The sequence below is a fragment of the Taibaiella chishuiensis genome (assembly GCF_003014535.1).
Taxonomy (GTDB): domain Bacteria; phylum Bacteroidota; class Bacteroidia; order Chitinophagales; family Chitinophagaceae; genus Taibaiella; species Taibaiella chishuiensis.
Genome location: NZ_PYGD01000001.1, coordinates 1,392,848 through 1,405,076, shown reverse-complemented (window position 1 = coordinate 1,405,076; position 12,229 = coordinate 1,392,848). Strand labels below are relative to the sequence as shown.

The 12,229-nt window shown below is 50.9% G+C and carries 8 protein-coding genes; 2 read left to right on the top strand and 6 right to left on the bottom strand.

Going from position 1 to position 12,229, the window contains the following annotated elements; all coding sequences use genetic code 11:
* Positions 1-16 precede the first annotated feature (16 nt).
* On the top strand, positions 17-265 hold the full coding sequence (locus B0I18_RS05995) for a GlsB/YeaQ/YmgE family stress response membrane protein (RefSeq protein ID WP_106521723.1): 249 nt from the start codon (positions 17-19) through the stop codon (positions 263-265).
* An 80-nt stretch (positions 266-345) separates the two neighbouring features.
* On the opposite strand, the gene B0I18_RS05990 is transcribed toward B0I18_RS05995, so the two are convergent.
* From B0I18_RS05990 to B0I18_RS05980, 3 genes are all read right to left on the bottom strand, one after another.
* Complete coding sequence (locus B0I18_RS05990) at positions 346-2,700, bottom strand: ribonucleoside-diphosphate reductase subunit alpha (protein WP_106521722.1); 2,355 nt, start codon at positions 2,698-2,700, stop codon at positions 346-348.
* A 53-nt stretch (positions 2,701-2,753) separates the two neighbouring features.
* Complete coding sequence (locus B0I18_RS05985; RefSeq protein ID WP_106521721.1) at positions 2,754-3,728, bottom strand: ribonucleoside-diphosphate reductase small subunit; 975 nt, start codon at positions 3,726-3,728, stop codon at positions 2,754-2,756.
* 433 nt (positions 3,729-4,161) lie between these two features.
* A complete protein-coding gene (locus tag B0I18_RS05980; protein WP_106521720.1) occupies positions 4,162-4,551 on the bottom strand; it encodes a hypothetical protein in 390 nt (129 codons plus the stop codon).
* A 241-nt stretch (positions 4,552-4,792) separates the two neighbouring features.
* Here B0I18_RS05980 and B0I18_RS05975 point away from each other — a divergent pair, with 241 nt between their 5' ends.
* Positions 4,793-6,790 (top strand): S9 family peptidase, encoded by a 1,998-nt coding sequence (locus tag B0I18_RS05975; protein WP_219905910.1) that lies wholly within the window; start codon positions 4,793-4,795, stop codon positions 6,788-6,790.
* 84 nt (positions 6,791-6,874) lie between these two features.
* Here the strand turns inward: B0I18_RS05975 and B0I18_RS05970 are convergent, their stop codons facing one another.
* From B0I18_RS05970 to B0I18_RS05960, 3 genes are all read right to left on the bottom strand, one after another.
* Positions 6,875-8,635, bottom strand: coding sequence for a T9SS type A sorting domain-containing protein (locus B0I18_RS05970; RefSeq protein WP_106521718.1), 1,761 nt, complete (start codon positions 8,633-8,635; stop codon positions 6,875-6,877).
* 194 nt (positions 8,636-8,829) lie between these two features.
* The gene (locus B0I18_RS05965; protein ID WP_106521717.1) at positions 8,830-10,617 is read right to left on the bottom strand and encodes a T9SS type A sorting domain-containing protein; all 1,788 of its coding nucleotides are present in this window, start codon (positions 10,615-10,617) and stop codon (positions 8,830-8,832) included.
* 123 nt (positions 10,618-10,740) lie between these two features.
* The gene (locus B0I18_RS05960) at positions 10,741-12,174 is read right to left on the bottom strand and encodes an NAD(P)(+) transhydrogenase (Re/Si-specific) subunit beta (protein ID WP_106521716.1); all 1,434 of its coding nucleotides are present in this window, start codon (positions 12,172-12,174) and stop codon (positions 10,741-10,743) included.
* Positions 12,175-12,229 lie beyond the last annotated feature (55 nt).

Below are 12,229 nucleotides of genomic sequence, written 5' to 3'. Positions count from 1 at the left end.
TTAAAATCTTATACTTATGGGCATACTCTCCTGGATTATTTTCGGACTTATCGCCGGTGCGCTGGCCAAAATGATCCTTCCCGGCAAAGAACCCCAGGGCTGTGTTATTACGGTCATCCTGGGTGTATTGGGCAGTGTTGTGGGCGGTTATATCGGCACACAGCTGGGCTGGGGTAAAGTTACCGGTTTCGACCTGCGCAGCTTCGGCCTGGCCGTGATCGGCGCCGTTGTGCTGCTGGGCATTTTACGCGCGGTAAAAGGTTGATACCACACATCTGTTTTCTGCTTTACAAAAAAGTTCCGGCGCCAGCGCCGGAACTTTTTTTATTCAGTATCCTATCGGGATTAGCTGCCGCAAGCCAGGCACTCGTCCCGGTTGTCGAGCGAGCAGGCGATATCGGCCTGTTGCTGCGCTTCCACCTGCGGACGGTTAAGGGCAGCAACGTCAACGGTAAATTTGATAGCGTCGGCAGCGGCTTTGGTACGCAGGTAGTACATACCGGTTTTGAGGCCTTTCCTCCATGCGTGGAAGTGCATAGAAGTCAGTTTGGCAAAATTGGGCTGATCCACGAAGAGATTCAGGGACTGCGACTGGCAGATATAAGCGCCGCGGTCGGCTGCCATATCGATGATGGTACGCTGTTTGATCTCCCAAACGGTTTTGTAAATATCTTTCAGGTCCTGTGGAATTTCAGCGATGTTCTGTACGGAACCGTTCTCTGCGATCAGCCTGTTTTTCATGGCATCGTTCCAGAGGCCCAGACCAACCAGGTCGTTGAGCAGGTGTTTGTTCACCACTACAAACTCGCCGGACAGTACGCGACGGTTGTATACATTGCTGGTGTAAGGTTCGAAGCACTCGTTATTACCCAGGATCTGCGAAGTAGATGCAGTTGGCATCGGTGCCAGCAGCAGGGAGTTACGTACACCATGCTCCATTACCTGTTTGCGCAGGCTGGCCCAATCCCAGCGGTCGGTCGGTGTTACATTCCAGAGGTCGAACTGGAACTGGCCTTCAGACAAGGGAGAACCTTTAAACGTTTCGTAAGCGCCATCCACTTTAGCGAGCTCCATAGAGGCCGTCATCGCACCGAAGTAAATGGTTTCGAAGATATCGCGGTTCAGCAGGGCAGCTTCTTCACTATCGAAAGGCAGGCGCAGCAGCATAAAGGCATCGGCCAGACCCTGTACGCCAATACCCACGGGGCGGTGACGCATATTGGAATTTTCGGCTTCAGGCAGCGGGTAGTAGTTACCATCGATCACCTTGTTCAGGTTACGAGTAACGATTTTAGAGATCTCGTATAATTTATCGAAGTCAAATTTATTACCATCGATGAAACGGGGCAGTGAAATGGAAGCCAGGTTACATACGGCTACTTCGTCGGGAGCGGTGTACTCGATGATCTCGGTGCAGAGGTTAGAGCACTTGATCGTACCGAGGTTCTTCTGGTTAGATTTCTGGTTAGCCGAATCTTTATACAGGATATACGGGGTACCGGTTTCGATCTGGGCTTCCAGGATGGAGTTCCAGAGTTCGCGCGCCTGCATGGTTTTGCGGGCCCTGCCTTCTTTTTCGTACTGGATATAAGCTTCTTCAAAAGCCGCACCGTACAGCTCTTCCAGGCCTTTGGCTTCGTGCGGGCAGAACAGGGACCACTGGCCGTTTTCTTCCACACGCTTCATAAACAGGTCGGAAACCCACAGTGCAGGGAAAAGGTCGCGGGCCCTCATTTCTTCTTTACCATGGTTTTTACGCAGGTCCAGGAAGTCTTCCAGGTCGGCATGCCATGTTTCCAGGTAGATGGCAAAAGCGCCTTTACGCTTACCGCCGCCCTGGTCTACATAACGGGCTGTATCGTTGAATACACGCAGCATCGGGATGATACCATTGCTTACGCCATTGGTACCTTTGATATAGCTGCCTGTAGCACGGATATTGTGGATGTTTAACCCGATACCGCCCGCAGACTGGGAGATCATGGCGCAGCGTTTCAGGGTTTCGAAGATACCGTCGATGCTGTCTTCTTTCATGCTCAGCAGGAAGCAGGACGACATCTGGGGTTTGGGGGTACCTGCATTGAACAAGGTAGGCGTAGCATGTACGAACCATTTTTCGCTCATCAGGTTATAGGTTTCGATCGCAGCGTCGATATCGTTTTTGTGGATACCGATGGCTACGCGCATAAACATATGCTGCGGCCTTTCTGCAATGCGGCCTTCGGTACGCAGCAGGTAAGAGCGCTCCAGGGTTTTGAACCCGAAGTAGTCGAAATGATAGTCGCGCTCATAGATCAGGGCCGAGTCGATCTTATCTGCGTTTTCCTTTACGATCGCATAAACCTCATCGGAGTACAGGGGGGCATTTTCACCGGTTTTGGGATCGATATAATTGTATAATTTTTCTGCAACGGCAGAGAATAATTTGTCGGTATTTTTATGCAGGTTACTTACGGCGATACGGGCGGCCAGCACGGCAAAGTCGGGGTGCACGGTGGTAAAGGAAGCCGAAGTTTCCGCAGCCAGGTTATCCAGTTCGGTAGTCGTTACGTTGTTGTAGATACCCTGGATCACTTTTTTCGCGATCTCGATAATATCATCCGGATCCACCTTCAGGCCGTAGCTCAGTTTCATGATCCGGGAGGTAATTTTGTCGAAGTGTACGGCCTCGGGCTTGCCGCTTCTTTTTATAACGAACATAACAATATATATTTAGCAGGGTTATTATTTAAAATGCAAAAGGAGTTGGTGGATTAGAAGTCTTCTTCCAGCGAGAAGTTGTTAGCCGATTTGTCCTGGTTGGCTACGCCGCTTTTCTGGTATTCGCCTACCCTTCTTTCGAAGAAGTTGGTTTTACCCTGCAGCGAGATCAGCTCCATGAAGTCGAAAGGATTGGTCGCATTCCAGATCTTGCTGCAACCCAATGCCAGCAACAGGCGATCGGCCACGAACTCGATATACTGGCACATCAGGTCGGCGTTCATACCGATAAGGCGTACCGGCAGGGCCTCGCTCACAAATTCTTTTTCGATCTCCACCGCATGGGCAATGATCTCCTTAACCTGGGCTTCCGGCAAGGGATTCTGGATATGCTGCTGGTACAACAGGCAGGCGAAATCGCAATGCAGGCCTTCGTCGCGGCTGATGAGCTCGTTGGAGAAGGTAAGACCGGTCATGAGACCGCGTTTTTTCAGCCAGAAGATGGAACAGAAGCTACCGGAGAAGAAGATGCCCTCTACCGCTGCGAAAGCGATCAGTCGTTCGGCAAAAGTGCCCTGCCCGATCCAACGTAAAGCCCACTCTGCTTTTTTCTGCACACAGGGGATGGTATCCACGGCGCGCAACAGGCGGTCTTTTTCTACACTGTCCTTGATATAGGTATCGATCAGCAGGGAGTACATCTCGGAGTGGATGTTCTCGATCATGATCTGGAAACCGTAAAAACAACGGGCCTCGGGGTACTGTACTTCCTGCAGGAAGTTGATGGCCAGGTTTTCGTTTACGATACCGTCGCTTGCTGCGAAAAAAGCGAGGACATGGGAAATAAAATAACGTTCGTCTGCGTTCAGCTTATTCTGCCAATCGCTGATATCCGGAGAAAGGTCCACTTCCTCTGCGGTCCAGAAGCTGGCTTCGGCTTTCTTGTAGAACTGCCAGATGTCGTTATGCTTTATCGGGAAGATGACAAAGCGATCCTTATTTTCCCTGAGTATAGGTTCGTCTTGCATGGGCAATTATTTTAATGATATATGATAAAGGCGCCGGGGTCAAAGTAACGCGGTCGACAATACCGTTCTGTATGCGTTCGAAACAGAACGGGGCCGCATGCTTTTCCCCCGGTAACCGGGGATTAAAAATCTATTTAAAAAACTTTAAGGTAGCTTTCCGGTTTACAGCATACAATCCATTTCCGTCCCGGCCGGCTAGCGACCAGTGGCATACGCCTCCAGCAATGTTACTGATGTAAATATTTTGCTATTTCAGCTGCGGGGACGAAACCGGATGTACTCCGGGATCCCTTCTTGAGCCGCGGTTAAGGAAATGAACATTTCCGCGCGGCAGCCGAACCAAAAGCCGAATACAAAGATGGCCTCAAAAAAGTAAAAAACGGAAAGTAGATTTGCACATGATGTGTATAAAAGCCGGGACCTCCACGGAACCTTATTTCTGCCCGGTTTTGGCTTTTCTGCGCTCCCGCCACTGGTCGATCGTGGTACGGTCGCCCTTGTCCAGGTCCTCGATATAAATTATATTATTCGGCAAATCCACGTAGAAATAAAAATGGGGTTGAAAGCGGGAATTGCCCTGGTAACCGGCCTCTACGTGATAATAAGGCAACGCGGTATCGGGCGGGGTAATCCTGATAATAATGTTTTGCATCCTGTTGGTCAGCGAGTCATATACATGATCTTTTTCTTTTACCTCGGGCAAAGCCTCAATCAGGTTGCGCACCGAATCTTCGGCGGTAATAAGTACCTGCTGTTTTTGCTGTCCCCGGGCGACAGAAGCGGTGAATAACAGCAGCAGCGAAAGACGGATCAGGAAAGCCATGTGGTTATAACAACATTGTTTGCAATTTGTTGACCGCCCCATCCCGCGCCTCCGACACATTATAAACAATAAAAATATCCAGCCTTTCCCATCAGCCTGCTCCGGGTGGCAACTACCTGAAAACAGTCTCATTATCCCTTCAACCGGGGGATAAATGCAAAACAGAATAGGGTTTACTTTGTCCGGCCCGGGAACAGCTGCCCGGTGTTTCCCTCTTTTCAAATTTCAAAAAACACAACCCATGAACCTTTTCAAAAAACTAGTGATCCCGGTTTGCATCCTTGCTGCATCCGAGCCGGGTTATGCCCAGGAAGGCGATAAGCTGCCCGGCAATACGGCACTGCCATCCAGTAAGGAAGTGCTGCAGGCGATCGCACAATCAGGAGCCGGCAACTTTGCCTATACCGTAGAAGATTATTTTTCCCGGCCCAAACAATCGGGTTTTAAATTTTCGCCCGATGGCAATTATTTTTCTTATCGTGAAAAAGATGATAAAGGCAAACGGCACGTGTATGTAAAAAACACAAAAACCGGCGAAGTAAAAAAAGTGATCGAAGAAGGCGCGGAACTTGTACGCGAATACGGCTGGATCAATAACAAACGCCTGATGTACGTAAAGGACAAAGGCGGTAACGAAAACTTCCAGTTGTTTGCCGTAGACCTGGACGGCAAGAACGACCTGGCCCTCACGCCTTTTGATAATGTAAAAGTAAACGTGCTCGAAGAGCTGAAAGAACAACCGGACTTCATGATCATTTCCATGAACAAGGACAACAAACAGATCTTCGAACCCTATAAGATTAATGTGAACACCGGCGCACTGACCAAGCTTTACGAAAATAAAGACCTGGAATCGCCCATATCCGGTTACATTTTTGATAAAGACGGCAACCTGAGGGGATACCGCAAACAACAGAACGGCACGGACTATGTGCTCTACTACCGCACCTCAGAAAATGCACCGTTTGAAGAAGTGGTCAAAACATCGTGGAAAGATAATTTCAACCTGCTCGATTTCGACTATACAACCGCAGACCCGCACGATGCCTATATCAGCAGCAATCTCGAAAGCAACACCAACGAGATTATCCTGTACGACCTGAAGAATAAGAAAACCATCAGGAAGATCTATAGCAATAAGACCTTCGATGTAGGCGGATTGAGCACCTCGCGCAAAAGGGGTTATGAAGTGGATTACTACCAGTATGAAGGCGAAAAATCGCATATAGAACCGGTAAGCAAAACCTTTAAGAAATGGCATGCCCTCTTCGAAAAAGAATTTAAAGGTTATGACTATAACATTGTCGACATAACCGACAACGAGGATAAAATGCTGGTGTATGTAGGCAGCGACAAACTGTATGGCAAGTATTACCTGTACGATGTAACGGCCAACAGTGTAAAACTGATGCTGGACCTGATGCCCAAGCTGAAAGAGCAGGATATGGCCGAGATGCGCCCCATCCGCTTTACGTCCAGGGATGGCCTGGAAATCTATGGTTACCTTACGATTCCGAAAGGCGCCGCCAAAAATAAAAAGGTGCCGCTGATCGTTAACCCGCACGGCGGCCCTTATGGCCCGAGAGACTCCTGGGGCTTTAACCCCGAGAGCCAGCTCTTTGCAAGCCGCGGTTATGCTACCCTGCAGATCAACTACCGGGGTTCCGGCGGTTATGGTAAAAGCTTCCTGCTGGCAGGCAATAAACAGATCGGCCGCAACATGCTGAACGACCTGGAAGACGGCGTAGCCTTCGTGAAGAAAATGGACTTTATCGACGCTGATAAGATTGCGATCTACGGCGGTAGCTATGGCGGCCTGGCTACACTGGGCAGCCTGGTTAAGACCCCGGACCTCTATACCTGCGGCGTAGATTATGTGGGCGTATCCAACCTCTATACCTTCTTCAAATCGTTCCCGCCCTACTGGAAACCTTACCTGGGCCAGGTATACGAGCAATGGTATAACCCCGAAAGCGAAGAAGATAAAAAGATCATGACCGCGGTATCGCCTGCACTGAATATCGACAAGATCAAAAGACCTTTATTCGTGGTACAAGGCGCCAACGACCCCAGGGTAAACATCGACGAGTCGGACCAGGTGGTATCCGGGTTGCGTGCCAAAGGACTGGATGTGCCGTATATGGTTAAATACAACGAAGGCCATGGCTTCTCGCACGAAGAAAACAGGATCGAATTGTATAAAACGATGCTGGGCTTTTTTAGCAAACATCTGAAATAATACCTGCTGGTAAAACAGCAAAAAGGGCTGTCCGTATAGCGGACAGCCCTTTTTTAATATGGAGATAAAGAAGCCTGTTACAGGTTAACGCGCCAGCATTACTTTCCGGGTTGCGGTTGCAGCGCCGTCGGAGAAGTTGATCAGGTACATACCATTGGCATAATTGCCCAGGTCGAATGTAAACACACCGGACCTTACTTTGCCCAGGTTAATGTGCTGTTGCTTTTTACCCGTAATGGCGTAGATATCGGCGCTCAGGTCGGTAGCCTCTTTCAGGTTGATCTGCGCGGTCACTTTACCATTGGTGCTCGGGTTAGGATATACGCTGATGGCGTCAGACAATTGTGTGGCATCATTGCGGATAGCCGTACCGCTTCCTTCGAGGGCCGTACAGTTGGACTTAACACCATTAAGTGTTACCACACCGGTATTAGCCGGATCCAGCCAGGGTTTCAGCTTTCTTTTCGGGTTAGGGCCATCTACCGAGTAATCCCAGTCGAAGGCCAGTTTGCTGTAATTGACCCGGCGGAAGTAATCGACCTGCTGATTATGGGCATTCACACCGCAAGGCATATCGTTCAGGATGGCCGCTGTAGAAGCGATACCGATCAGGTTACCGTCGCCATCGAAAAAGCCGCTACCCGAGGAGCCCCTGGCGCCGTAACCGGTATCGATTACCGTCGTCCACAGCATAACGCTGCCGGTGATGCTTTGCGAAGTCGTTACTTTCTTAACGTCGCCGGAAGGATGGTGAAAGCCGATAAACTTTTTAGGTGCTGCCACAGTCAGTGCATGGTTAGCATCGCGGTTCCAGCCATTGAGGGTTACGTTCCAGGCAAGGGGTATGGTCTGCCTCATTTCCAGCAGTAAGAAATCGCCCCTGATCGCATCTTCGTCGAAGATGGAGCGCGATACAAAGTTAAGTCCCACCATAGACCTGGACTCGGGTATACCGCCACCGGTACATTGCGCCCGTTCAAAGTTAAAACGAACGATCATTTCGTCGAAGGCCGAAGAAACCGTATCGTTTTCGCCCTGGCAGTGGCTGGCTGTAAGCAGGTATTGTTTACAACTGGCCGGGCTATTGCCGGTATTATTGATCATGGTTGCACTGCAGGCGCCGCCAAAGGGATCGAGTATCTGTACGGTTGCTTTACGCTGGTTGCTGTAAGCCGATCCCGGAGGGCAAATCGCATTGATCGTACAAACCGATGCGGAACCGTCCAATGCCGTATCGATAAAGTCGATGGTATGCATGCCTTCGTAGGCATTCAGGTATTCATAACTCCTGAAGTAAACGGCAGAACGGTAGATATGGAAATCGATATCCTTAAGGTCTACACCGGCATCGATATCCAGTTCCAGGTTTACCAGGTTGCCCTGTACCGCTTCATTGGCAAAGTGGCCGCTGGGGGTATTGTTCTCGCTGGTAAAAGCGCCGAGAATCTGGGCGCCGTTGCCATTGGAGATATAATATTTAACGCCTTGCGGTAAATGAAAACGGTCGTAGTAACAACCGATAGCCGGCGCCTGGTCGATGCGGAGCTGGCTGCGCCAGATCCTGCGGCCGTTGTCCAGCGTGGTGATCGAACCGGAAGCAGGGAAACTGATATCTGTAGGCGTGCTGAGCGAGAGCGTCAGGGGTTTGGGGGTGCCTGCGGCAATAGCTGCCTTCTCTTTCTGCAGGAAACTTGCCCAGTCGGGTAATACCGCAGTATGTACCGGTACATATTGTTGATCGTTACGCAGCTGCACACTTTCCGGGACGCCACCTTTACCGATCTGCGCCTGAGCGCCGGCAGCACAAGCTACCAGGAGGACAAGCGATAATCCTATCTTCTTCATAATTTTTTTTGCGAAAGTACCGACGCAGCAAAGGAATCCTGGGACCTTGTTTGTTAATTAGTGTTAAAATCAAAAAGAAACTCACATACTCCGGAAAATTATCCTATATGAAATTAAAAAATAGACCTGACACTACACAGCACAGCTGTTCACGCTTACAGCCGGGGACATAGCTCCGGGTCTAGTTGCATTATTTAACGGGAAAGCATAATTTTTTTGGTACAGGTACCCTTGCCGTTGTTAAACCGTACCAGGTACATCCCGTTGGCCAGGCCCGACATATCGAGCGAAAATCTGCCCTGCTGTATCCTGCCTGTAACATAACTGCGACAGGGTATGCCACGTACGTCGAAGAGGTCGACCTGTAAACTTGCCGGCTCTGCAAGGCGGACATAAATTTCAAGTTGCGCCTGTGTCAGCGGGTTAGGGCCCACAGCGATCGCATCGCCGGGAAGCCCGCCGTCCTGCACGACAATGCTGCTGCCGGCCATGCTGCAATCCGACTTTACGGCATCGAGGGTAAGCGTACCGGTACCCTGCGGGTCCAGCCAGGGTTTCAGCTTGCGGAAGGCATCTGCGCCGTCCTGGCTATAATCCCAGTCCAGGTTCAGTTTGCTGTATTGTACATAGGTATAAAAACTAGCGCTGCGACCGGGTTGACCCGTAGCGGTACAGGCGGCACTGGGCCCGCCGGCCACGGAGGCAATACCTACCAGGCGGCCTTCGCCATCAAACAGGCCGCTGCCCGACGATCCGCCTTCGATGCCTCCCGAGTCGATCGGGTACATCTGCCAGTGGGTGCCCGGTCCCATAGAGCCACCAGCATCGCCTTCCGGACTGATACCGGTGCTGGTTACAATCTTCTTGGCATCGCCTGCCGGGTGATGAAACCCGATATAACGTTTGGGATAAGTAAGCGTCGCCGGCAGGGTCTCGTCCCGGTTCCAGCCTGAGAGGTATGCATCCCAGGCCGCGGGTATTTTATCCTTCAGCTCCAGCAACAGGAAATCGCCATTGATCGATGGCGGTGTAACCTCGATATAATTGGATCGTGCCCTGAAATAAGCGCCGGTTAAGGTGTTTACCTCGGCAGGCGGACCGCTGGTACATTGCTGCTTTTCAAAATTAAACCGGATCAGCATTTGCGCGAAAGCCGTGTTGGCCGTGCTGTTCGTCTCTTCGCAGTGCGTAGCGGTAAGCAGGTAAGGTTTACAGGCTGTGGTACTATTACCGGTATTATTGACCAGGGTAGCACTGCAGAGGTTACCGTTGGGATACACCGTTTGCACCGTGGCTTTGCGTGCAAAGGGATAATGCATACCCAAAGGACATACTGCATTAATATGACAAAGAGAAGCGCCGCCTTCCAGGTGCAGGTTATCGGCATCGGTAGGCCGCGATGCATCGGCAATCTCATAACGATTCAGGTATTCGTAAGCGCGGAAGTAAACCAGCACCTGGTTGATATGCAGGCGTACTGCCGATTCCGGGACACCGGCTTCGAGATCAAGCTCCAGGGTAACCTCATCACCCTGCAGGGCTTCGTGGGCGAAAAGCCCCTCCGGCGTATTGTTGCGGCTGGTATAGGCCCCGAGTAACTGCCGCCCGTTTTTGTTCTTTACAAACAGGGCCGCGCCTTCCGGCAATGCGAACTGGTCGTAATAAAAACCTATAGCCGGCGCGCCGGCGATCTGCACCCTGGCCTGCCATACCTGGCGGCCGCCGGGCAATACCGTCCAGGCGCCCGAAGCCGGGAAACGGATATCGGTACTTACCGGTAAGCCGGCACGGAAGGGTACGGAAATGCCCTGCTGCTCCGCAGCAAGCGCCCGCCCCCAGTCGGGCAGCGGGTATACGGATACAGGGATATAAGCATCGGCTACGGGATGCAAGAGGGTTTGCGGCAGGCGGGATTCGCCGGGTTGCGCCTGCACAGCGGCAGCCAGGCAGAGGAAGAGACAAAGTGCATAAACACGTTTCATGGCGGGCGATTTAGAGCAACACCGGGTCCAGATAACCCGGATGTATCGCTAAAAATCGACACTGTTTATGACTTCACCGTAGGCAAAACATTATTAAATTATGACCGGCGTGATAAGACAACGTTACAGGCTTTTCAGTTCAGCAACCAGCTCCTGCAATACCTTTTTGGCATCGCCGAAAAGCATGGAGGTCTTGGGCTTGAAGAACAGGTCGTTTTCGATACCGGCATAACCCGGTTTCATACTGCGTTTGTTTACGATAATATGTTCGGCCTGCTCCACTTCGAGTATAGGCATACCATAAATCGGGCTTGCAGGATCTTCTTTGGCAGCGGGGTTCACCACATCGTTGGCGCCGAGTATCAGTACCACATTGGTGGTAGGAAATTCGCTGTTGGCTTCTTCCATCTCCAATAGTTTTTCGTAAGGCACATCAGCCTCTGCCAGCAGTACATTCATATGACCCGGCATACGGCCTGCTACAGGGTGTATACCATATTTTACCTCCACACCTTTTTCTTCCAAAAGTTTTTCCAGTTCATGACAGGCGTGCTGGGCCTGGGCTACAGCCAAACCATAACCGGGTATGATAAATACTTTACGGGCATAGGCCATCAATACCGCAGAGTCGTTAACGCTGATCTCTTTATAATTGCCCTGCTCCTTACCATTACCCGCACCGGCGTTGCCGCTGGCCGCCCCTATAGCGCCGATCAGTACATTTTTGAGCGATCGGTTCATGGCTTTACACATCAGGATCGTCAGTATCGTACCGGCCGAACCCACCAGGATGCCACCGGTAAGCATTACGGGGTTATTATACAGGAAGCCGCCACAGGCCGCGGCTACACCCGTAAAGGAGTTGAGCAGCGAAATAACCACGGGCATATCGGCCCCGCCGATCGGCATCACGAACAGGATACCGTATAGTAAAGAGAGCAGCAGCACCGCATAGAAAAACAGGGGGGCCATTGCCGGGCTCCCGGTAAACAACAAAACGGAAAGCACCACGATACCACCCAGCAATATAAAATTGAGCGCCTGTCCGGCAGGGATACGTTTATCTTTTATACTGCCATTCAGTTTGCCCCAGGCAATGATACTGCCTGCAAAAGAAACACTGCCGATAATAAGGCCCAGCAGGATAATAACCAGCGAACCTTTACCCTGCTGCCATTCTGTACCGTTGGCAAATACACTGCTGTACTTACCATACAGGTGGTTGAACTCCACGATAGAGATCAGCATGGCACAGGCTCCGCCCATACCATTGAACAGGCTTACCATTTCGGGCATGGCCGTCATCTTTACCTTTTTAGCGGTAGCCGTACCGATCACGGTACCGATAATGAGACCGGAAAAAATCCAGCCATAGTTATGCAGTCTTGCACCCGACTCATCGTGGTACAGGAAGATGGTGGCCACGATAGCGATCAGCATACCCACAGCGGCGATAAGATTGCCATTGCGGGCTTTGTCGGGGTGGGATAACATTTTTAATCCCACAATAAAAGTAACGGAACCGATAAGGTAAGAGAGCAATAAAACGAAGTTCATAAACTGTTATCAGCCTTTAAGGGATTGAAGAAGATAGATAGGGGACAATAGCGGA

Excerpts from the sequence above, each read along its gene's own strand:
- B0I18_RS05995 (WP_106521723.1), top strand. The coding sequence starts at position 17 with ATGGGCATACTCTCCTGGATTATTTTCGGACTTATCGCCGGTGCGCTG.
- B0I18_RS05990 (WP_106521722.1), bottom strand. The coding sequence starts at position 2,700 with ATGTTCGTTATAAAAAGAAGCGGCAAGCCCGAGGCCGTACACTTCGAC.
- B0I18_RS05985 (WP_106521721.1), bottom strand. The coding sequence starts at position 3,728 with ATGCAAGACGAACCTATACTCAGGGAAAATAAGGATCGCTTTGTCATC.
- B0I18_RS05980 (WP_106521720.1), bottom strand. The coding sequence starts at position 4,551 with ATGGCTTTCCTGATCCGTCTTTCGCTGCTGCTGTTATTCACCGCTTCT.
- B0I18_RS05975 (WP_219905910.1), top strand. The coding sequence starts at position 4,793 with ATGAACCTTTTCAAAAAACTAGTGATCCCGGTTTGCATCCTTGCTGCA.
- B0I18_RS05970 (WP_106521718.1), bottom strand. The coding sequence starts at position 8,635 with ATGAAGAAGATAGGATTATCGCTTGTCCTCCTGGTAGCTTGTGCTGCC.
- B0I18_RS05965 (WP_106521717.1), bottom strand. The coding sequence starts at position 10,617 with ATGAAACGTGTTTATGCACTTTGTCTCTTCCTCTGCCTGGCTGCCGCT.
- B0I18_RS05960 (WP_106521716.1), bottom strand. The coding sequence starts at position 12,174 with ATGAACTTCGTTTTATTGCTCTCTTACCTTATCGGTTCCGTTACTTTT.